The organism is Clostridium sp. HBUAS56010 (assembly GCF_007115105.1).
In the GTDB taxonomy this organism is placed as follows: Bacteria; Bacillota; Clostridia; order Lachnospirales; family Lachnospiraceae; genus Lacrimispora.
In genome coordinates, this window is sequence record NZ_SULJ01000006.1 from 31,668 (window position 1) to 53,216 (window position 21,549).

20 protein-coding genes are annotated in these 21,549 nt (G+C 44.5%); 2 read left to right on the forward strand and 18 right to left on the reverse strand.

The features are described from left to right. The 13 genes from truB to queD form a co-directional block, all read right to left on the reverse strand. Nucleotides 1-903, reverse strand: a complete 903-nt coding sequence (gene truB, locus FAY33_RS10820) for a tRNA pseudouridine(55) synthase TruB (protein ID WP_143321244.1) — start codon at nucleotides 901-903, stop codon at nucleotides 1-3. 11 nt (nucleotides 904-914) lie between these two features. Beyond that, nucleotides 915-1,865: a DHH family phosphoesterase gene (locus FAY33_RS10825; protein WP_143321245.1), complete on the reverse strand. Its 951-nt coding sequence runs from the start codon at nucleotides 1,863-1,865 to the stop codon at nucleotides 915-917. A 12-nt stretch (nucleotides 1,866-1,877) separates the two neighbouring features. Further along, nucleotides 1,878-2,240: a 30S ribosome-binding factor RbfA gene (gene rbfA, locus FAY33_RS10830; RefSeq protein ID WP_143321246.1), complete on the reverse strand. Its 363-nt coding sequence runs from the start codon at nucleotides 2,238-2,240 to the stop codon at nucleotides 1,878-1,880. Nucleotides 2,241-2,325: 85 nt separating this feature from the next. Next, a complete protein-coding gene (gene infB / locus FAY33_RS10835; RefSeq protein WP_143321247.1) occupies nucleotides 2,326-5,382 on the reverse strand; it encodes a translation initiation factor IF-2 in 3,057 nt (1,018 codons plus the stop codon). Then, nucleotides 5,369-5,767, reverse strand: a complete 399-nt coding sequence (locus FAY33_RS10840; protein ID WP_143321248.1) for a ribosomal L7Ae/L30e/S12e/Gadd45 family protein — start codon at nucleotides 5,765-5,767, stop codon at nucleotides 5,369-5,371. Before FAY33_RS10840 ends, infB begins: the two co-directional genes overlap by 14 nt. Continuing rightward, a complete protein-coding gene (locus tag FAY33_RS10845) occupies nucleotides 5,760-6,029 on the reverse strand; it encodes a YlxR family protein (protein ID WP_143321249.1) in 270 nt (89 codons plus the stop codon). The genes FAY33_RS10840 and FAY33_RS10845 overlap by 8 nt, the downstream gene beginning before the upstream one ends. A gap of 23 nt (nucleotides 6,030-6,052) precedes the next feature. Beyond that, a complete protein-coding gene (gene nusA, locus FAY33_RS10850) occupies nucleotides 6,053-7,243 on the reverse strand; it encodes a transcription termination factor NusA (RefSeq protein ID WP_143321250.1) in 1,191 nt (396 codons plus the stop codon). 29 nt (nucleotides 7,244-7,272) lie between these two features. Further along, on the reverse strand, nucleotides 7,273-7,740 hold the full coding sequence (gene rimP, locus FAY33_RS10855; RefSeq protein WP_143321251.1) for a ribosome maturation factor RimP: 468 nt from the start codon (nucleotides 7,738-7,740) through the stop codon (nucleotides 7,273-7,275). 127 nt (nucleotides 7,741-7,867) lie between these two features. Beyond that, on the reverse strand, nucleotides 7,868-8,365 hold the full coding sequence (gene queF / locus FAY33_RS10860) for a preQ(1) synthase (protein WP_143321252.1): 498 nt from the start codon (nucleotides 8,363-8,365) through the stop codon (nucleotides 7,868-7,870). Continuing rightward, nucleotides 8,365-9,060 carry a 7-cyano-7-deazaguanine synthase QueC gene (queC, locus tag FAY33_RS10865; protein WP_143321253.1) on the reverse strand — a complete coding sequence of 232 codons (696 nt, stop codon included), beginning with the start codon at nucleotides 9,058-9,060 and terminating at the stop codon, nucleotides 8,365-8,367. The genes queF and queC overlap by 1 nt, the downstream gene beginning before the upstream one ends. Nucleotides 9,061-9,077: 17 nt before the next feature. After that, nucleotides 9,078-9,653, reverse strand: coding sequence for a GTP cyclohydrolase I FolE (gene folE / locus FAY33_RS10870; protein WP_143321254.1), 576 nt, complete (start codon nucleotides 9,651-9,653; stop codon nucleotides 9,078-9,080). A gap of 15 nt (nucleotides 9,654-9,668) precedes the next feature. Beyond that, entirely contained in the window at nucleotides 9,669-10,337 is a 669-nt protein-coding gene (queE, locus tag FAY33_RS10875) for a putative 7-carboxy-7-deazaguanine synthase QueE (RefSeq protein ID WP_143321255.1), read from the reverse strand. After that, nucleotides 10,324-10,761: a 6-carboxytetrahydropterin synthase QueD gene (queD, locus tag FAY33_RS10880; protein ID WP_143321256.1), complete on the reverse strand. Its 438-nt coding sequence runs from the start codon at nucleotides 10,759-10,761 to the stop codon at nucleotides 10,324-10,326. Before queD ends, queE begins: the two co-directional genes overlap by 14 nt. Nucleotides 10,762-11,096: 335 nt before the next feature. Between queD and FAY33_RS10885 the strand changes: the two genes are divergently transcribed. Next, complete coding sequence (locus FAY33_RS10885; protein ID WP_143321257.1) at nucleotides 11,097-11,861, forward strand: ATP-binding cassette domain-containing protein; 765 nt, start codon at nucleotides 11,097-11,099, stop codon at nucleotides 11,859-11,861. Next, the gene (locus FAY33_RS10890) at nucleotides 11,858-12,652 is read left to right on the forward strand and encodes an ABC transporter permease (protein WP_143321258.1); all 795 of its coding nucleotides are present in this window, start codon (nucleotides 11,858-11,860) and stop codon (nucleotides 12,650-12,652) included. Before FAY33_RS10885 ends, FAY33_RS10890 begins: the two co-directional genes overlap by 4 nt. Nucleotides 12,653-12,857: 205 nt before the next feature. Here FAY33_RS10890 and FAY33_RS10895 read toward each other — a convergent pair whose 3' ends face one another. From FAY33_RS10895 to FAY33_RS10915, 5 genes are all read right to left on the reverse strand, one after another. Continuing rightward, on the reverse strand, nucleotides 12,858-14,651 hold the full coding sequence (locus FAY33_RS10895; protein ID WP_143321259.1) for an L-fucose isomerase: 1,794 nt from the start codon (nucleotides 14,649-14,651) through the stop codon (nucleotides 12,858-12,860). Between the two features lie 71 nt (nucleotides 14,652-14,722). Then, on the reverse strand, nucleotides 14,723-17,848 hold the full coding sequence (locus FAY33_RS10900; RefSeq protein ID WP_143321260.1) for a glycosyl hydrolase: 3,126 nt from the start codon (nucleotides 17,846-17,848) through the stop codon (nucleotides 14,723-14,725). A 3-nt stretch (nucleotides 17,849-17,851) separates the two neighbouring features. Further along, nucleotides 17,852-18,877: a sialidase family protein gene (locus FAY33_RS10905; protein ID WP_143321261.1), complete on the reverse strand. Its 1,026-nt coding sequence runs from the start codon at nucleotides 18,875-18,877 to the stop codon at nucleotides 17,852-17,854. 77 nt (nucleotides 18,878-18,954) lie between these two features. Continuing rightward, entirely contained in the window at nucleotides 18,955-20,613 is a 1,659-nt protein-coding gene (locus FAY33_RS10910; protein WP_143321262.1) for an extracellular solute-binding protein, read from the reverse strand. A 35-nt stretch (nucleotides 20,614-20,648) separates the two neighbouring features. Next, nucleotides 20,649-21,542, reverse strand: a complete 894-nt coding sequence (locus tag FAY33_RS10915; RefSeq protein ID WP_143321263.1) for a carbohydrate ABC transporter permease — start codon at nucleotides 21,540-21,542, stop codon at nucleotides 20,649-20,651. Nucleotides 21,543-21,549: the final 7 nt, after the last annotated feature.

Sequence of the window (21,549 nt, forward strand, 5' to 3'; positions counted from 1 at the left end):
TTAATTTCCTCCCAGAAATACCTTTTGAGGCTTTAGTAAGTCCCGTTCTTTTCCCGGCTCATAAATTCCTATAAACTGTCTTAAGCTGTCATAAACTCTCACCGGACCCTGTTCCATCTCATAATCGCCCAATGCCTGATGCCTGTAAATAGGATTTCCATTATGAACCAGCTTATCATAACTCTCATCCATAACCAATAGGGGATACTCTTCAAACACCTTGTCCACCGCAAGAATGTGTTCTTCCAGTTCCCCTCTATCCCGAAGCTCTTCAATCTGAGAGAGAGTCAGACTTTCTTCCAGAGAGAAGTTGGAAACGCGGGTCCGGACAAGTGATTCCATACACCCTCCGCATCCTAATTTCCTTCCTATATCATAACAAAGTGTCCGGATGTAAGTTCCCTTGGAACAGGTTACCGTCATGGTAACCCTGGGGAGTTCTATCCGGTTCACTTGAATTTCCAATATTTCCACTGGTCTTGCTTTTCGTTCGATTTCTTTTCCTTCTCTTGCTAATTCATATAACTTTTTTCCGCCTACTTTCAAAGCGGAATACATGGGCGGTATCTGATCGTAGGGACCTAAAAAGCTGACAACCGCTTCCTGTACCTCTGCCTCGCTTACTTCTACTGCATATTCTTCCAAAATCCTGCCGGTCACATCCTGGGTATCGGTTTCTCTGCCTAAGAGCATAACGGCTTCATAGGTTTTGGTTTTGTCAGTCAGCATATCACAAAGCTTGGTTGCCTTTCCCAGACAGACAGGAAGCACTCCCTCTGCCATCGGGTCCAGGGTTCCTGTATGCCCTATCTTTTTCTGCTTTAAAATACCTCTCATTTTCGCTACGACGTCATGAGAGGTAAAACCTTGTTCCTTATAAACATTGATAATGCCGTCTGCCATTGCCTGATCTCCTAATTAAGCTGTTTTACAATCTGATCGGACAGATTGTTGATTACATCATGAACATTTCCTGCCATCGTGCAGCCAGCAGCCTTTTTATGTCCGCCGCCGCCAAAATAGACAGCAATCCTGCTCACATCAAGATCTGTAGTGGAACGCAGGCTTACTTTGTATTCCCGACAAGCTGTTTCATACATGAATATGGCACATTCCACTCCCTGGGTAATCCGGAGCTGGTCAATGATTCCATCCATATCTCCGCTGGAAACTCCATAAAAATCCATATCCTTTTTCCCGATTACGCTGAAAATACAGCGGCCATCATGAAACGCAATACTCTCCAGCAGCGCTCTTCCAAGAATCTGGTTCTGAATGTAAGTCTTTCGGTAAAAACTATCATCTATAATCCTGGAAAAGTCGATTCCCTTTTCCATCATTTTTCCTGCAATCTCCATGGTTCTTCTGGAGGTACAGTCATATTTAAATACGCCGGTATCGTGAATGATTCCCGTGTAAATACATTCCGCCACATCTTTACTGATCTTTTCTTCTTCCAATAAACCAAACAGCACTTCGCAGGTGGAACTGGATTCCACTTCCACAAAATTCTCCTGTGCATATTTAAGATTGGTAATATGGTGATCCACACAAACACTCTTTTTTGCAGCTTTTAAGTATCTGACTGCTTCCCCAAGCCGAAGGGTATCACTGCAGTCAAGGCAGATACACAGATCATATGTCCTGTCTTTTGAAAAATCACTGACAATGCGTTCAAAATTCTTTAAGTACGCAAATTTCTCCGAAGGAGTCTCTAAATATACCACTGCCTCCACATCGGGATAGTTCTCATTTAAATAGTTGTAAACCGCCAGACAGGAACCAATGCAGTCCCCGTCCGGGCGGATATGGCCGATAATAGCCGTATTCTTTACATCTTTAAGGATTGTATCAAGGGTACTCAAGGTTGCACCTCCTTAATCTTTGATGTCTTTTGTAACCTCGTCAATAAGCTTTGACATGTTAACGCCATACTCAATGGACTGATCCAGAATAAATTTAATCTCCGGTGTATTGCGCAGATTGATTCTTCTTGCCAGTTCCCGGCGAATATATCCTTCTGCACTTTTAAGACCTTCAATCGTTGCTTTTCCTGCCTCTTCATTTCCTAAAATACTGACATAAGCTTTGCAGAATTTTAAATCTGGAGTGACTTCAACGGATACAACGGTTGTCATCGGGTGGATTCTCGGATCCTTAATTCCCAAACGGATAATCTCACTTAATTCTCTCTGAACTTCCATATTGATTCTTGTATTCTTTATACTGTTTTTACGCATATTATTCCTTTCGCACTTCTGACGCATATTCAAAAAGATCAGCCCGCATATACGGGCTCATCTCTTTAAATTCCACGAGGAGTTCTTAGCGGGGAACTTCTACCATGGCAAATGCTTCAATCATATCGTCTTCCTGAATATCGTTAAATTTCTCGAATACAAGACCACATTCATAACCGGTTGAAACTTCCTTTACATCATCTTTAAATCTCTTTAAGGAAGCCAGCGGTCCTTCGTAAACTTTCTCTCCTGCTCTTGTGATGCGTACGCTGCAGCCTCTGGTGAACTTTCCATCCATTACATAAGAACCGGCAATTGTACCTACACCGGATGCCTTGAATGTCTGGCGGACAATCGCATGACCGATGATCTGTTCTTCGAAGATCGGATCAAGCATTCCCTTCATGGCTGATTCCACATCTGCAATTGCCTGATAGATTACCTTGTAGAGTCTCATATCAACTTTTTCCCGGTCCGCAATGGATTTTGCCGTCACATCTGGTCTTACGTTAAAACCGATGATAATTGCATTGGATGCGGAAGCCAGGGATACATCAGATTCATTGATGGCACCTACACCACCATGAATCACTTTAACCATAACTTCTTCATTGGAAAGCTTAACAAGACTCTGTTTTACTGCTTCTACAGATCCCTGTACATCAGCCTTCACAATAATCGGCAGTTCTTTTATATTGCCTGCTTTGATCTGGCTGAATAAATCATCCAATGATAACTTAGCTTTTGTATCTTCCAGTAATTTATTCTTTCCTTCGGAAATAAATGTCTCAGCAAAAGTTCTTGCTTCCTTTTCATTCTCTGTTCCAACTAAAACTTCTCCTGCATTGGGAACATCGTTTAAGCCTAAAATTTCTACCGGAGTCGATGGACCAGCTTCTTTCACTCTGCGGCCCTTATCATCCATCATGGCACGCACTTTACCATAACAGGAACCAGCAGCGACAGTATCACCTACATGAAGAGTACCCTTCTGTACCAGAACGGTAGCAACAGGACCTTTTCCCTTGTCAAGCTCTGCCTCAATGATCAGACCTCTTGCAGTACGGTTTGGATTGGCTTTTAACTCTTTTACTTCTGCTGTAAGAAGAACCATCTCTAAAAGCTCTTTGATTCCTTCTTTTGTATGAGCAGATACCGGAACAAAGATGGTGCTCCCGCCCCAATCTTCTGCAATCAGTTCATGCTCAGATAATTCCTGTTTTGCACGTTCTATATTGGCACTTGGTTTGTCAATCTTATTGATTGCAACAATGATTTCAACTCCTGCTGCTTTGGCATGATTAATTGCCTCAATGGTCTGAGGCATAACACCATCATCAGCAGCAACCACTAATATTGCTATATCAGTAGACTGAGCGCCTCTCATACGCATAGCGGTAAACGCTTCATGTCCTGGAGTATCTAAAAATGTGATCTTCTGTCCGTTAACTTCTACTGTATACGCACCGATATGCTGTGTGATACCACCAGCTTCTCTGGAAGTTACACTGGTCTGACGGATCGCATCAAGAAGAGAAGTTTTACCATGATCGACATGCCCCATAACGCAGACAACCGGCGGTCTGGAAACCATATCCTTCTCATCTTCCTCTTCCTCTTTTAACAACTCTTCAATTACATCTATTTTAATTTCCTTTTCGCACAGAACTTCGTATTCCATTGCAATTTCTTCTGCCTGCTCAAATGTAATATCAGAGTTCAGTGTAACAACTTTTCCCTGTAAAAACAGTTTTTTTACAATTGCAGAAGGCTGCAGTTTCATGCTTTCTGCCAGCTCCTTGATTGTTAAAACCTCTGGAATCGTAATTGTTTTGATCTCTTCTACCTTCGCTTCTTTATGAACCGGAGGATGAATTCCTGCCTTTAAGCCTTTGCCTGCTGTCTTGCCTTTTGTATCTTCATCTTTATCTCTCTTATCAAATCTGCCGTTCTTGTAAGAGTTCTTTACGCCTCTGTTGCTGGTAGGCTTTGCCTGGATTGGTGTATCAAAATTCTTTGGTGCACCATCTCTGCCGGTACGAGGACCACCCTGACCCTGTGGTCTTCCTCCACGGTTATCACGGTTGCCCTGATAGCCGCCCTGCCCCTGCGGTCTTCCGTCACGGTTACCCTGATAGCCGCCCTGACCCTGTGGTCTGTTGCCCTGGTAACCGCCCTGACCCTGTGGCCGGTTGCCCTGGTAACCGCCCTGGCCCTGCGGTCTGTTTCCCTGGTAACCACCCTGGCCCTGCGGTCTGTTTCCCTGGTAACCACCCTGGCCCTGTGGTCTGTTTCCCTGGTAACCACCCTGGCCCTGCGGTCTGTTTCCCTGGTAACCACCCTGACCCTGTGGCCGGTTGCCCTGGTAACCACCCTGGCCCTGTGGTCTGTTTCCCTGGTAGCCACCCTGGCCTTGTGGTCTGTTTCCCTGATAACCGCCCTGACCCTGTGGCCGGTTGCCCTGGTAGCCGCCCTGGCCTTGTGGTCTGTTTCCCTGATAACCGCCCTGACCCTGTGGTCTTCCATCACGGTTGCCCTGATAACCCTGACCCTGCGGTCTTCCGTCACGGTTGCCCTGATAACCCTGACCCTGCGGTCTTCCGTCACGGTTGCCCTGATAGCCCTGACCCTGCGGTCTGTTTCCCTGATAGCCCTGACCCTGTGGTCGGTTGCCCTGGTAACCCTGACTCTGCGGTCTGTTTCCCTGATAGCCCTGACCTTCCGGTCTTGCTGTTTCAGAACCAGGCGCATGCTGTACACTTCCGGTTTCTCCCGTAGCAGGTGAGGCGGACTGCTCTCTTACCTGTGGATTCCTTGCAGAATAATCTCTTTGTGATGGGTTGGAATTCTGAGCTGGTCTTGTATTTCCTCTTTGTCCCTGAGGTTTCATCTGTGCATTCTGTGGACGGAATACTGCTGCGATTTTCTTCTTTGGAGCATCTGGATCTTCTCCAGCCTGTGCCTCAGAATGTCCCGCAGAGTTACTCTTATTATACCCGCCAATTTCCTTTTTTACAATTGATGCCTGCTCTTCCGAAATATTAGAAGAACTTTTTAAATTTATACTATGCTTTTCCAAAATATCCAGGATCTCCTTACTACTGTCTTTTCCAAGTTCCTTTGCCAGATCATATACTCTCATGTTTTCCTCCATTCTGTGCGCACTCTACAGCACATGCGGTTAGAGGTGAAGGTTCTTTTTTACACTCACTACCAACCATTGTATTCATTAGTTTCATGACTGCCTTAGCAAATCCATTATCCACGATAACAAGAGATGCCCTCATCTCTTTTCCCATGGCGCGGCCCAGTTCATTCTTACTTGCAAAGAAGTAGATAGGAATCTGATAATAAGTACACATGTTAGTAAACATCTTTTTCGTATTTTCTGAGGCTTCCTCTGAAACAATTACTAATGATGCTTTTCCTGTTTTTACAGATTTTTCTGTCATGAATTCCCCGCTGGCAGTTTTTCCTGCTTTGGTTGCCAGACCAATCAGATTCAGGATCTTTTGTCTGTTATCCAAACTGTTCCATCTCCTTTTCCAATGATTCATATACTTCTTTCGGAATCGCCATCTTAAAGGAGCGCTCCAAACCCTTATTCTTCACTGCCTTCTTAAAACATTCCATAGAAGGACAAAGATAAGCCCCACGCCCGTTCTTACGTCCTGTTGCATCAAGAATAATCTCATCTTCCGAGGTTTTCAGCACACGAATCATCTCTTTTTTATTTTTCATCTCACCACAGCCGATACACTGTCTGAGGGGTATTTTTTTTGTACTCACGCTTCCATCACTTCCTGTTTTCTTTATTCCTGGTAATCGCCGTTCTGGCTGTTGTCCTGATACTCTACCGGGTAGTCTGATGTCTCCCCGTCACCGCCTTCCTTATAGTCACTGCCAACTTCTTCATATGGTGCACCAGGGTCCTGATACTCCAGTCCCAGTTCTTCAAAAAGTCCCAGTTCTCTTGCCTGTGTTTCGCTCTTAATGTCAATCTTAAATCCAGTCAGTCTTGCTGCAAGTCTGGCGTTCTGGCCTTCCTTACCAATCGCAAGAGATAACTGATAATCCGGTACAATCACCTGCGCTTCTTTTGATTCCTCATCCGCAACCACACAGATCACTTTTGCAGGGCTTAAGGCATTCTCAATCAGATACGCCGGATTCTCATCCCAGTTAATGATATCAATCTTCTCGCCTCTTAATTCATTGACAATGGAATTCACTCTGGCACCATTTAATCCGACACATGCACCCACCGGATCAACATTGGCTTCATTGGATTTCACTGCAATCTTGGTTCTGGAACCTGCTTCTCTTGCAATCGCTTTGATCTCTACGGTTCCGTCCTTTACTTCTGCAACCTCTGATTCAAACAGACGTTTCACAAGGTCCGGATGGGTTCTGGAAACAGAAATTCTTGGTCCTTTTGGTGTATCCTTTACTTCCAAAACAAGAACCTTGATTCGTTCTGTGGCTTTAAATACTTCGCTCTTAACCATCTCGGTTTCATTTAAAATGGCATCGACTTTTCCCAGGTTAATGCTTACATTTTTGCCTAAATATCTCTGCACAATTCCAGTAACCACTTCTCTTTCCTGGCAATACCAGTCATTATAAAGAGATTTTCTGCCTTCTTCCCGGATCTTCTGCAAGATTACGTTCTTGGCATTCTGTGTTGCAATTCTTCCGAACTTTTTTGAATCAATCTGGCAGCGGATCACATCGCCTAAATCATACTTGGGATCTGCCATCTTTGCATCTGCAAGGCTAATCTGCAGCAGAGGATCTTCAACTGTTTCAACCACTTCTTTTTCTGCAAAAACATGAAAATCACAGGTATCATGATTGATGGTAACCTTAACATTATCCGCTTTCCCGAAGTGATTCTTGCACGCTGTCAGGAGAGAATTCTCAATTGCTTCCAGCAGGGTTTCCTTACTGATGTTATTCTCCTTTTCCAGAATATTCAGTGCTTCTAACAGTTCCTTATTCATTTTTTTATCCTCCTAATATCTCTTACTGTTTAGAAATCAAAGGCCAGCCGGATTAATGCGATTGCCGGACGGTCAAACACGAGTTCTGTTCCATCTTCCTGGGTGATTGTCACATGCTCTTTATTATATGATACAAGTGTACCTGTAAAATCTTTTTGCTTATTCATTGGGCTGTATAATCTGATATCGACCTCTTGCCCAATGCTTCTGTCAAAATCTTTATCTTTTTTTAAGGGTCTTCCAAGTCCTGGAGAACTTACTTCCAAAATATAGCTGTCTTCAATAAAGTCTTTTTCATCAAGCCATTCTCCCAGACGGCGGCTGACAATCTCACAATCATCAACGGTAATTCCGCCTTCTTTGTCAATGTATGCCCGTAAATACCAGTTTCCTGCTTCCTTAACATATTCCACATCAACCAGTTCAAAGTTATTCTCTTTCATCAGAGGCATCAAAAAGCTTTCTGTCTTTGACTCATATTCTTCTCTTTTTGCCATGATCAACCCACCTTTCCAAACAAATTGAAAGAGTGGACTTTCGCCCACTCTTCATCAGTCATACTGTCTTGTTATCCTAAATAGTATAGCACCAATTATTTCTTAATGCAAGGGGTTTTTCTATCTTTTACCTGTTGTCAACTTTCTCCGGATAGAGATCGTGATTGGACAACCTGGTAAAAGCCACATTTTCCCATGGTGTTCCTGGTCTGCCGTAATTGCAGTAAGGATCAATGGAGATTCCGCCTCTTGGAGTGAATTTCCCCCATACTTCTATGTATTTGGGATTCATCAGCTCAATTAAATCATCCATGATGATATTGACACAGTCTTCATGAAAATCCCCATGATTGCGGAAACTGAACAGATAAAGCTTTAATGATTTGCTTTCCACCATCTTTTCCCCGGGAACATAGGAAATAATGATATTTGCAAAATCAGGCTGTCCGGTCATGGGACACAGACTGGTAAATTCGGGGCAATTAAATTTGACAAAATAATCCCGGTCCGGATGTTTGTTGGAAAACGCCTCTAAAATCTCTGGTGCATAATCCATGGCATATCTGGTGTTCTGATTTCCTAAGAGAGTGATCTCTTTTTCTTCGTTCCTGTCTCTTCCTGTCATCACGCTTCTCCTTTTATGGCTGCTGCCGGATCCATGATTTCGTTCTTTTCAAATGCTGCTGCCCGGTCAATACAGGTTCCGCAGACTCCGCAAGGCTCTTCCCCGCCTTCGTAACAGCTCCAGGTCAGTTCATAGGGTACATGCAGCTCCAGTCCTTTTTTTACTACATCGGCTTTTGTTGCCAAGACAAATGGAGCCTCCAGCCTGACCAGGTTTCCGCTTCCTATATAAACTGCCTGATTCATGGCATCCTGAAATTCACTGCTGCAATCGGGATAGGCATTGCCAGCCGCATCATCACCATGAGCGCCGTAATAAACCACGCTGCAGCCTTTTGACAGAGCAATGCTTGCTGCCGTTGATAAGAACAAGCCATTCCGGAAAGGTACATAAGTAGAAACAGGACCGGTCTGGTCTGAATCAATCTGTTCTGAATAGGATTTGTGAGGGATCTCCTTTTTAGAATGTTCCAAAAGGGAACAGTCGCTATAGGAAAATATCTTTGACAAATCCATGGATATCCATTCCACCTGGTAATGCTCTGCTATTTTCTTTGCTGCTTCTAATTCCTTTGTATGTTTCTGTCCATAAGATAAGGAAAGAGCACATACCTGTTCCTTTCCATATAAAGAGACAGCCATACCAAGACAGGTTGTGCTGTCAATTCCACCGCTGAATAATACCAATGCTTTCATTTTTTTCTCCGTTTCTTCTATATTATATGTGCGTAAAGCTCCGGTTCTGTCTGAAATCTTCCTCTGAGGGTACGGGTATGGGTTCTGGCAGAAGAATTCCTGATCCCCCTGGCGCTCATGCAGCTATGACTCGCTTCAATGAATACCGCCACATCCGGTGAACCGGTCACCTCTTCCATGATTTCTGCAATATCCGCACCAATTCTCTCCTGTAACTGAAGACGCTTGGATACCATATCTGCAATCCTTGCCACCTTACTGAGACCGATTACCTTTCCTTTTGGCAGATAGGCGACGGACACCTTCATATCGTACATCAATGCCATATGGTGTTCACAATAACTGAATACCTCTATATCTTTGATGTAAACCACATCATTACCATTCTTGCCATTGAAACTGTCCTCTTCAAATACAGAAGAAAACATCCGGGCAATATCATGATTGGTATAATTCATTCCCTCAAAGACCTCTTCATACATGCGGGCTACCCGAAGCGGGGTATCTTTCAGTCCTTCCCGTTCCGGATCTTCTCCTAATGCCGCCAAAAGTCCTTTAACATGCTTTTTTACCGCTTCTGTATCAATTGCCATTTCCTGCTTCCTTTCTTAAACACCCCTTGCTTCCGGTTCCCAGATGATCTTATGAAGCTGTAACTGCAAATTTACACCGTTCATCCGTTTTTCTTTCATGTATTCTACGACTTCTTTCAAATCCAGTTTTCCAAATACTGTGCTGATATAAACCCGGCAGTGATCCGTCAGTCGGCGGATTCCGATGATCTCTCCGGCTTTCTCCAGATCTTTTCTGCTTCCTGCAACAAACTTCACGGTATCCTGATCTGTGAGAAGTTCAAAATTGGATAAACACATCTGTTGTTCCATCCCACTGTCCGGCAGTTTATAGTCCATGGTAAGGGAAGGGGCGTTGGAAATGGTTTTCACCTTGGAAATGTCCATGCTCCCATTGGTTTCAATCTCCACTGACAGACTTCTATCTCTGGATAACCGTTCCAGAAGAATGAAAATCTCCGGCTGGCAAAGAGGTTCTCCTCCAGTCAGGGTTACATTTTTATATCCGGTCTCTTTAATGGCATGATAGATCTGCTCTTCCGTCATAGCCATACTGGCTGCCGAAGATTCATTTGCCCATGCCGTATCACAGTAGCTGCAGCGTAAGTTACAGCCTTTAAACCGGACAAACACTGCCAACTGACCAGCAAAAGGTCCTTCCCCATTAATGCTTTCAAAGATTTCAACCACCTCATAATTCGCCATGAGCGTCCTCCTCATAAGAAGCACAGTTATCCGGTGTTTCATAGACAGATGCCCTTGCTACCTGATATCCTTTTTCTTTCATACGTTCATAAAAATAACGGGAAAATGATTCTGCTGTGGGTCGGAAATTCACTTCAATAAAACGGAAACCGCCTTCTTTAAGAGCTTCCATGGCTGTCTGCTTTAAACTGCCCGCTTCCAGAATCAGCGCATGGTCAAAAAAGTCCGTTTCTTCTTTTATGTCCTTTTTTAACTGGGAAAAGTCTACCACCATCCCTTTTAACTGCCCTTCGGTCCTAAGCTCCCTGCTTTTAATCTCAATGACCACCCGCCACCGGTGACCATGAATATTTCTGCATTTTCCATCATAGTTTGCCAAAAAATGGGCGGAGTCAAAGCTCTGCTCCGATTTTAAATAATACATGATTCTCTTTCCTTTCCTCAAACATGGTTTGGGGCTGACGTAAAAAAAAGCAGGCATCCCATTGTGCCTGCTTCATCTATCTTTATAGAAGATTATCAAAATAATTATGGTTATCTTTGTAAGATATATAAATTCAGCCCTGGTTTTGTTTATAGACAGGATGGTACAAACGAACTGTCTTTTTCTTTCATTTTCTTTGGAATTATAGCACTTTTTTCAGCTTCCTGTCAAGCCTGTTCCTTTTTTCTTCTCCCCTGTCCGTTTCTCTTCACACTCCATGTTTGTATACATATTATAACATTATACCAGATTATTTTTAAGTATAAGGAGGACCCATGAAACCAAAACTGGAAGTTCGGGGGCTGAGTTATTCCTATCATTCTCTTGACGGTGAAACCCTGGCCCTTTCTGATATATCATTTACTGCTGATAATGGGGAATTCCTTGCAATCGTCGGACCATCCGGCTGTGGAAAATCAACTCTTCTTTCCCTGCTCAGCGGATTGCTTACCCCTGACAAAGGAGAAATCTATATCAATGGCGTTCCCCGGGCAGAATCCGGTGTAAATATTGGCTATATGCTGCAGAAAGATCACCTGTTTGAATGGAGAACCATTCTGGGTAATGCCCATCTGGGACTTGAAATCCAACGAAAGAAAAACAGCAATTCCATTGAAAAAGTTCAAAACATGCTTAAAACCTATGGACTTGAAAATTTTGAAAATGCAAAACCTTCTGAACTGTCAGGAGGTATGCGGCAGCGTGCCGCACTGGTCCGTACATTAGCCTTGGAACCGGACCTTCTTTTATTAGATGAACCATTTTCCGCTCTGGATTATCAGACCCGTATATCGGTTTGTGATGACATCAGTTCAATTATAAAAAGCACACATAAAACCGCAATTCTGATCACTCATGACTTATCAGAGGCAATCAGCGTTGCAGACCGGGTGATTGTGCTTACAAAAAGACCTGGAAGATTAAAAGCGATTATTCCCATTTCCTTTGGCGAAGAAGATATCAGTCCTTTGCACCGGAGAAATATGCCGGAATTTTCAGTTTATTTTAACCAGGTATGGAAGGAGCTGCAAAAAACATGAGTGAACATCCTTCATTGGCACAACAGGAATTTATAGAAAAAGAAAAGCTCCACCGTCGCAATGTGCAGATATGGCGGAGTATGCTTTTAGTACTTTTGCTGGCTCTGTGGGAATTGTGCGCAAGACTTGGAATCATCAATGATTTTATTTTCAGTTCGCCTTCCCGCGTGACTATCTGCTTCTGGAAAATGCTGGTGGATAAAAGTATCTTTTTACACACAGGCATTACGATTATGGAAACACTGATCAGTTTTCTGCTGGTCATTACCCTTGGTCTTATGATCTCTGTTCTGCTCTGGGCAAGCCGCAGCGCTTCCGAAGTTCTGGAACCTTATCTTGTTATGTTAAACAGCCTTCCAAAATCAGCTCTGGCACCTATCCTGATTGTGTGGCTTGGAAATAATATTAAGACAATTATTGTGGCTGCTATCTCTGTGGCTGTGTTTGGATGTATTATGACAATTCATACCGGATTTACCCAGACTGACCCGGATAAGATTAAACTGATTTACTCTCTTGGCGGGAAAAAGAAAGATGTATTGCTTAAAGTACTGCTTCCCGGCTCAGTTCCCCTGATTATCAGCAATATGAAAGTCAATATCGGACTTTGTCTGGTGGGCGTTATCATCGGAGAATTTTTAGCAGCAAATAAGGGACTGGGATATCTGATTATCTATGGAAGCCAGGTGTTCCAGATGGACCTGGTAGTAACATCAATTGTAATCCTCTGCATCGTATCGGCAATCTTGTATCAGGGCATTTCCCTGTTGGAAAAGAATATCAGGTTTTAATTTCACCTGATAAAAAAGGAATAAACGATACCCCTTACCCCAAGGATTTTTTGTACAAAAATGACATACCTTTAAATTTTTATTTAAAGGTATGTCATTTCCCTTGATCAGCCCCATATGATGTATGATTTCCTGGTGCCAATCCTTTTTTTATTAACGCTTTCAAGCATAAAAGCTTTTAAATAAAATATATAAATCAAAACACTTAATATAGGGGACCAAAGGTCTCGCATGCACGGTAATCAGCGGCTTCCTGATCCATCCCAAATGCATTCCATACGGCTGGACGGAACACTTCTTCCGGGTCCACGTTATGCATTGCCACCGGTATCCGCAGCATGGAACACAGGGTGATAATATCGGCACCTATGTGCCCGTAGCTAATTGCCCCATGGTTGGCTCCCCATTGGTTCATGACCCCATAGGCAGACCCAAACGGTCCCTGTGTGCTATTACAGCGCGGTACAAACCAGGTGCAGGGCCAGGTATAATCCGTTCGTTTCCAAAGCTGGTCGGAAACCTCCCCCGGAAGCTTAATGGTCCATCCTTCTGCAATCTGCACCACAGGACCAAGTCCCTTGATCAGATTCAGACGAATCATGGTAACAGGCATGGAAGTATCGGTGAGAAATCTGGAAGAATATCCTCCTCCTCTGAAGTATCCGTTGTCCGCCGGGCACCACTGGGTTGCTTTAAGCATTGCCTCCTGATCCTCTTCTGTCACATCCCACCACGGTTTCATAACGGAATTTCCCTGTTTGTCCAAAGATGCCCCGCTGGCATCCAGACAGGCTGCACCGGAATTGATCAGATGAATAAAACCGCCGGCCTTTTTTGCTTCTCCGGTAAGCTCATAACCGGTTGCCTTTTTGACCGCATCTTCTGACCAGAAGGTTCTGACATCCGCAAATAACTGTGCCCGGTTTGTTAACAGCTTCATGATCAGCATACTGATGCCGTTTAGCACGTCATTTTCCGTTGCCACTATGTAAGGTTCCCGTTTTCCGTTCCAGTCAAAGGAGGTATTGCACAGTGCTTCGGCAAAATCAGCATTGGGATAATGGTCGGTCCACTGCCTCTGCCCTTGAAACCCGGAAGCAATGGCATTATGACCCATGGCTTCTTCCGGGAAGCTCTGCTTTAACTGTTCATTGCCATTCATCAGATCCTTAATAATCAGCATCATTTTGACCGTGAATTTCCAGTCCTCATCCTTTTGACTGCGGCTCTTTTGAATATGGGGTGGATTCTTGTCAAACCCTTCTGTGATTCGGCTGCTGACCCATTCCATGGCGGTCTCATATTCCTGTTTATCATAGATTTCTTCCTCGATCCGGCGTAAAACCTCCACTTCGTCTACAGACTCCAGCCGCATTCCCAGATAATCCTCCAGAAAATCACAGTCCACAATGGAACCTCCGATTCCCATACAGACAGCCCCTATCTGAAGATAACTTTTTCCCTTCATGGTTGCCACAGCAACGGCTGCACGGGCAAATCGTAACAGCTTTTCTTTTACTTCCTCCGGGATGTTCTTATCGTCTGCTTCCTGAATGTCATAGCCATAGATTCCAAAGGCGGGCAGACCTTTCTGAGCGTGAGTAGCCAGCACGCTTGCCAGATAAACAGCTCCCGGCCTTTCCGTTCCGTTAAATCCCCACACCGCTTTTAAGGTGTCTTTTTCCATATCCATGGTCTCCGCCCCATAGCACCAGCAAGGAGTTACGGTCAGCGTAATTCTGACTCCCCCACGGCGGAACTGTTCCGCACAGGCCGCGGCCTCCCGCACACCCCCAATGGTAGTATCTGCTATGATTACGGATACTTTTTCTCCATTGGCATAGAACAAATTCTCTTCCAGAAGATTTTTTGCAGCCAATGCCATTCCCATGGTCTGTTCTTCCAGGGAACCTCTCACATCCAAGGGACCTCTTCTGCCATCAATGACCGGACGAATGCCGATGACCGGATAGGTTTCCATATATCGGTTTTCTGCCATTTCAATTCTTCCCTTCTCGTTTTCTTTTTGCTAACTTATTTATTTACTTTTTTTGCTTATGATTCAAATAATCAAATCCGGCTTCTTTCCTGCTTTTTCATGATCTGAATACTGGGTCTTTTGTTCAGCCCATAAAACACGGTCTGATAAGACTCCTCATACTCCTTTTCAGCCGGAGAAAAACAGGCATCATTTGTAGTGACCGGGTGTTTTTCTTTTATATGGAAGGGGCCAAGCATGTTTCTTGGACTTCCGGTCAGTTCAATTTCGATCTCATTTTCTCCCAGATGAATGAATTCGGTTATAGGAACCGGTTCGCCATAGATCCAGGGGATATTTATAGAACTGCCATTTACCAAAACTCTGACGCACACTGCAGTTGGATCCATCAGAAGAAGAATCTGATCCCCTTTTCCATGCCAGAAGAAATGGTACTGATAGGAAACACTTCCGCTATAGTGAAACAGTCCCTGCCTGCACCAGTCTCCCACAGCCAGAGCTTTTACCGGTTTTCCCAGCCTGCGCATGGGGGACACGGAAAAATCACCGGACAGATAGATATTTTCCAGCTCCATGTCATTTCGGTAGGCGCAGAAAAGCTGGATTTCATTGTATCCCTGCTTCACTTTGGGAACGGGAACCGTATGAAAGGAACGGTCTAAGTACCAGTCCTTTTTGCTCTGATCCAGCAAAGCCCCATTTATGTAAATCTCAAACTCTTTTGCCCGCTCCACAACAAGCTGGCACCCTTTTACCGGACAATCGGAATCAAATCCAAATATCAGCTCCAGTTTTTTGCCATCCGCTTTATGAGGGGTGTTTATCCACCGATATCTCTGCTCCATTCCATTTCTGCTGATGGATCTCATGCCAAGGTCTTTCCTTATTTTCTCCTGGGCCTGCCACACTTCCATGAGATTGGATAAGGGGTCATTCTCAAGATGATAACGGCACATATCCAGCGTTAAGACATTGGGACCGGATAAAATGATCTGGCATTGTTTTGGAAGGTCAATCACATTAGACCGGGTCAGGACCGGATCCTTCACATAGGTTTCTATCTGGTTTTTATCAATGAGATAAAGTCTGGAATCACAAGGAGAATAATCTGCTGTCAGTAATGATTTTCCTTCTATCTGACGGATTCCTGACACTTTGTTACACTCCCCGGTCAGAAGATTCATTTCCTTCCAAAGCCCTTCTCCATTCATGCTGATCCGAATGGAATGAGGCTGTTCCCGATCCGTATTGACCACAAAAAGAATATACCCCCATTCCGTTCTCCGAAGCTGGTATAATATCTTTTCATCCGGATTACCGTCAGGGTCTGTGATACCAACGGTCCTATATGGTTCTAATTGTTGGAGTAATTTCTCTTTTTTATTAAGCTGCACCAATTGAGAATGATTCAAAAACCGTTCTCTGATTTCTTTCTTTTGCTCCGATCCATCGGTCAGAAATGGCTGATTTCCCACAAGAAAGACAGTTTTTCCTTCCTCCATCCACTGAATCAGTATCTGATATGTAGATTCCATCAAGGTATCCACGGGAGGGATCACTACCGCATCATAACCTGCATTACCTATAAAAAAACGCCCTTCTTCCACACGTCCGTAGTCCTTTATCAGCATTTCATCACCCAGGTCACAGTCAAAATGCTGCTCCAGCAGATAACGAAGGAACTCCTGAAACCGATCTCCATACTGGTTTAGCTTCGGAACATCCCGTTCCTCACGCCTTACCGGATTTCCATAAGGATTGACCCCCAGCAGAGACCAGACCGTGGACGCAGGGTGAAGAAGCAGGACCTTTCTTACCGGCACACCTTCTTCCAAAGCGGTCCCCAGCCTTGCAAAGTAATCCTCCACCCCCTTATTTTGCTTCCACCAGGTGGTATTGTAATGAAATGACGGGGGATAATCTCGTTTCCTGCAGCCTCTGAGAGAATAAAGGGCCAGGTGCTGGCACCTTCTTGTGACACCTAATACATACTGCCAGTCTCCCATCCATTTCTGTCCCTCAAAGGTAAAGTCCCAGCCCGTGCAGCCATACATTTCCGAAAGAACAAATGGTTTTCCCAGTTGACTCGCAACACTGGTGCACTGCTTGACGGTCAGAAACTCCTGAATCTGTTCACAAAGCATATCAATGCCTGGCACATGCTGATATTGATAATGAGGCATTACCCCGCCGTTGACTCTGGCGCAAAGCCCCATCTTGTCTTCCTGGAGAAAATGCCCGGTAAACAGAAGATGATTCTCTTCACACCAGTTTCCTATGCGCTTAAAATAAGTCTCACCAAACCGCATGGTAAGGGTATACCAGTAATCATGCCGTATTTTCCGGCTGTTTGTTCCGTGAAAATACAGTTCCGGCAGAAACTCTAAAAAGTCATATCCTGTTTTTTCCGTAAAATAGGCTGCAAATCCAAAGGTCCAGGGAATCCAGCCTTTCTTTTCTCCAAAATACGCGTGCCGGTCATGAAGGCTGGGCTCATCCGTAAAGATGCCGGGCACCGTACGTCCAAATTCTGAGCCTGCAAGCGCTTTGTATGTTTCGTGGGTTTTCCGTATAAATGCATCCACGCAGTCCGGATTTAAATTGTCCGGGGGAGCCTCATGATTAAACCACTGGCTTGCTGCCGACACCTCCAGCCGGACCGCCAGAAGTATTTCTCCCGACTCTGTGTGACAATGGTGGTTCAAATCCATTCTCCGGTATGAGGTTATCTCCATATCATGAATCACAGCGGCATACAATGCGGTCAGGCCTGTTTTCCCATCCGGTCCGGCACTGGAATCCATGCTTGTATCTTCCTTTAGAATCTGGTTTAACTGTTCCCGCTCCAGGATCTCCAGGGTCAGACCTTTGCACCGATAGGCATCTCCCATGGCAGTCACCCTGCCCCCAGCCATTCCCGAAGGCCATCGGTCTTCATCATAAAGCCAGGCTTGCATTCCAAGCTTTTCCGCCTCTTTTATGGCAGTCTCAATGGATTGTTTCCATTCTTCCCCCATATATTCAGTTTCCAGCCCCTCTCTGGAATGCATAAAAAAGCCGCCGGCTCCTGCTTCCTTCATGGAATGGATCTGCCGGATGATTTCTTCCCGGTCAAGTTTCTCATTCCAGGCCCAAAAAGGCAGGGAGCGGTGAGACATCTCCGGATTTTTCAGTCTCTCCATAAACTTATTATCCATTATTTAATCCTCAATGGTGAACGAACAGTATACGATCCTCTCCCTGTTCCAGGTATAAGTGATTTTCACCTCATTATGGCTGTTGCAGACAATGGCCGGATAACAGTAATTGCCCCGTTTCTCCTCCAGAACCTTGATGATGGAAAAGTTCTCTCCGTTGTCCAAGGAAATGGCCACCACCAGAGGCGTTCTAGGTCCTTTATAGTAACCCGGCAGATTTTCCCTGGGATTATAGACAAGGAGCAGTCTTCCGTCTGCCATCCGGTCTAAATCAATGCCGCTATTATTGTTTGGAAGTCCCGTATCATAAGCCGTACACCAGGTTCTTCCTCCGTCTTTGGAATCACTTCGAAAGATTTTGGAGCTGGTGCTGCGAAGAAGCATATGTACCTCTCCCTTTTCGTCTTCCCAAAGGGCAGGCTGAATGACACCTTTTCCGTAAATGTCCCGTTTGTCATAAGGTCTGTCAACCATCTGAATGTCAAAGCAAGATCGTTTTAATGGCACCAGCCCACTCTTTTCCCAGGTTTTACAGTCATCTTCCGAACGGTCTGTAAAAGAATCCCATACGGAACCTTCCAAAGATGCCGGGGCAAGCACGGCTCCATCGGATAAGCGGATGGGCTTATTTTTCACCGGTCCGCGGCCTCCCACATCGGAAGACACCAGCTCTTCTGGCTGTGTAAAGCTTTCTCCCTCGTCAGCACTTTCCACATACCAGGTCTGCCATTCGGAAATGGTGGCACCCACCTTGTAAAACAGGATGATCGTTCCGTCCTCTTTCCGGAATAACACCGGATTCCACATGGCAACGCCTCTTACATCTGCCACATTCCTGGGCTGTTCCCACACTCCCCTGATTCTTCTGGAGATCCATATGGCAACATCAGATCCTTTCTCCCAGCTTCCGCCGAACCAGGAAGCCAGAACAGCCCCATCCTTTAATTCCAAAACAGTGGAGGCATGGGAACTGTTAAAATCCCTGTCTTCGTCCATAATAAATTCCTGCGTAAAATCTTTAATTTTCATTCTTCTGCTCCCTTTTGTTCGATTAAAAGGGGCAGCCTCAGATGCGGCTGCCCCTCCAGTTCTGGCTCATCAGCCTGTTATTTCTGCTCAAGAGCTCTCTGATCCGCTTCGTTGTATATTTTCTCAAGTTCTCTCACTCCCATGGATTCCTGCTGGGCAATTACCTTATCCCAATCCTCAATGGGTGCTTCTCCCATAATGTACTTATTAAACTCCTGTTCCAGCATTGTGTTAAGATCCACTAAAATATCATTGACCGTTTCCGTCTCCTCTTTTGTCAGAGGCGGATTGATATGAGGCTGTTCATAGGCCTCATCATTATTGATGATATCCCAGTATTTTTCCGCAAGATCATCCCAGCTTCCGGTCAGCTTCTGGATTTCAAACCAGGTTTTGGTGTTGCATGCCCACAGGCTCCAGTCCAGCTTTGTAATTCCAAGATCCGCGTAAACGGCATAATAATCCGATGGCTGTGCATCCTGAAACTGCATCACATAATCCTTTATAAATTCTGGTTCTCCCTGCTCATTGTACTCAAATGATTTTCCTTCCACGCCGTAGTTGGTGATATCTGAGCCTTCCTTCGAATACATCCAGTCAATAAATTTGATGATTTCCTTTTTATTTTTTGCTTTTGCATTCAGGGCATAAAAACGTCCGGGAAGCTCTGCGGCGTATGCCATGGCCCGTTTCTGACCGAAGCTGTTTTCAGGAATCGGAATAATCTGCATGGCTGCTTCCTGGTTTCCGTCAATCTTTTTCAAAGCCTTTGTATAGTTCTGTCCAAATCCGCTGTTATCCAGGAAGAAAAATGATTTTCCGCTGGAAAGCTTTGATTCCATCTGCTCTGCTGTACTGGTTGCAAAATCAGGATCCAGGACCCCGGATTCATAGGCTTTATTTAAATAGGTGAGAACTTCTTTGAAATTCTCTGATGCAGGTCCGAACACATACGTTCCGCCCTCCAGATCATAATCGTAGTAAAGTCCGTTGCCATCATAACCGGATCCAAGCATATAGGCGGTGGTCTTTAACAGATTGGCGGTTCCTTTTCTGGTGGTCCAGGGTACGCTGTCCGGATATATTTCCTTTAATTTCTTTAGCACCTCAAGAAGCTCATCAAAGGTTTGGGGCGTCTCCAAATTGTTGCTTTTCAGCAGATCTTCCCGAATGACCGGGCCCGGGCCGTTGGCGGATTCTCCTCTGGCAACCACCGGGAATACATAAAGCTCACCGTCTACCAGATACTTCTTCATCTCCGGATACTGCTGCCAGAACTTATATAAGTTTGGCATATCTGTTTCATTGACATACTGGGACAGAGGTTCAAAAATTCCAGAGCCTGAATAGGTAACCACATCGTCCATGCCCTGAAGATAAACGATATCCGGGAAATTATTGGTTCCCAAAAGAATGTTCTTTTTATCCTTGTAGCTGCTGGAAGGAACGATCTGCAGATTCAGCTTTACGTTTGTTTTCTTCGTAATTTCCTCATGAGCCGGAGCATCATTTTTTAAGGGCTGGCTGGGACTGTCCATCAGCATAATGCTGACCTCGATCTGCTTATCGGAAACCCAGGACGGATGGTCCTTGCTATTTGCAGAGCTCTCTGTGCCGTTTTCCTTTGATGTTTTGCCTTCTCCCCCTGTACCGGCTGCGCAGCCGCTTACCCCTGTAGCTGCAACGGTCATTGCAACAAATGCTGCAACTAATTTTGTTGAAAACCTCTTTTTCATATTACCTCTCCTTTATATTTTATTTCCTATAGCTTTTAACCTTTTACTGCTCCTACCATAACTCCTTTTGTAAAGTACTTCTGAAGGAGAGGGTAGACCATTAAAATCGGTATGACAGAAATTATAATGACGGCATATTTATAGTTAGTCGCTACGACATTCATATTTCCCGCAATATCCGCAGATAAATCCCCCTGAATGACGATATCTCTCATAATGACCTGAACCGGATATTTTGCCTGGTCATTCAAATAGATCATGGCCGGGAAATAACTGTTCCAGTGCTGCACTGCGTAAAAGAGGGTCATAGTTGCCATAATCGGTTTCGATAGAGGCAGAATGATCTTTAAGAGAATCTGAATATCGTTGGCTCCATCCAGATAAGCGGATTCCATCAAGGACTCTGGAATTGAGGAAAAGGAGGTTCTCATAACGATCATGTTGTATGTACTGATGGCAGGCGGCAGCACAATGGCCCACATGGTATTAAGCAGGTGAAGCTGATTGATCACCAGATAAGTTGGAATCAGTCCTCCGTTGATAAACATGGTAACTGTAATAAGTACTGTAATAGGACCTCTTCCATATAGATCCTTTCTCGAAAGAGGATAGGCACATAAGGAGGTGCAGACCAGGTTGATCAAGGTACCTGAAATCGCATACAAAAACGTATTTTTATATCCCGACCATATGGCCTTATTTCCAAACACCACTTTATAAGCTTCAAAATTAATGCCCTTTGGAAGGAACGATACCAGTCCCTGATTGATGTACTGGGAGGAACTGATGGATACAATAAACACATAAAACATTGGGTAAAACATGATAATTCCGATTACTGCCAGCAGAATTCCATTCACCACATCAAACGCCCTGCTTCCGATTCCCTGTGGCTTTCTGCTTTTCACTTTCAATTTTAGTTTACTCATATCAACT

Coding starts and splice junctions, on each gene's coding strand:
- queF (WP_143321252.1), bottom strand. CDS start 8,365: ATGACAGGAAGAGACAGGAACGAAGAAAAAGAGATCACTCTCTTAGGA.
- folE (WP_143321254.1), bottom strand. CDS start 9,653: ATGGCAATTGATACAGAAGCGGTAAAAAAGCATGTTAAAGGACTTTTG.
- queD (WP_143321256.1), bottom strand. CDS start 10,761: ATGTATTATTTAAAATCGGAGCAGAGCTTTGACTCCGCCCATTTTTTG.
- rbfA (WP_143321246.1), bottom strand. CDS start 2,240: ATGCGTAAAAACAGTATAAAGAATACAAGAATCAATATGGAAGTTCAG.
- truB (WP_143321244.1), bottom strand. CDS start 903: ATGGCAGACGGCATTATCAATGTTTATAAGGAACAAGGTTTTACCTCT.
- queE (WP_143321255.1), bottom strand. CDS start 10,337: ATGGCGAATTATGAGGTGGTTGAAATCTTTGAAAGCATTAATGGGGAA.
- FAY33_RS10915 (WP_143321263.1), bottom strand. CDS start 21,542: ATGAGTAAACTAAAATTGAAAGTGAAAAGCAGAAAGCCACAGGGAATC.
- rimP (WP_143321251.1), bottom strand. CDS start 7,740: ATGGCAAAAAGAGAAGAATATGAGTCAAAGACAGAAAGCTTTTTGATG.
- queC (WP_143321253.1), bottom strand. CDS start 9,060: ATGAAAGCATTGGTATTATTCAGCGGTGGAATTGACAGCACAACCTGT.
- FAY33_RS10885 (WP_143321257.1), top strand. CDS start 11,097: ATGAAACCAAAACTGGAAGTTCGGGGGCTGAGTTATTCCTATCATTCT.
- FAY33_RS10910 (WP_143321262.1), bottom strand. CDS start 20,613: ATGAAAAAGAGGTTTTCAACAAAATTAGTTGCAGCATTTGTTGCAATG.
- FAY33_RS10900 (WP_143321260.1), bottom strand. CDS start 17,848: ATGGATAATAAGTTTATGGAGAGACTGAAAAATCCGGAGATGTCTCAC.
- FAY33_RS10895 (WP_143321259.1), bottom strand. CDS start 14,651: ATGGCAGAAAACCGATATATGGAAACCTATCCGGTCATCGGCATTCGT.
- FAY33_RS10905 (WP_143321261.1), bottom strand. CDS start 18,877: ATGAAAATTAAAGATTTTACGCAGGAATTTATTATGGACGAAGACAGG.
- FAY33_RS10890 (WP_143321258.1), top strand. CDS start 11,858: ATGAGTGAACATCCTTCATTGGCACAACAGGAATTTATAGAAAAAGAA.
- infB (WP_143321247.1), bottom strand. CDS start 5,382: ATGAGAGTATATGATCTGGCAAAGGAACTTGGAAAAGACAGTAGTAAG.
- nusA (WP_143321250.1), bottom strand. CDS start 7,243: ATGAATAAGGAACTGTTAGAAGCACTGAATATTCTGGAAAAGGAGAAT.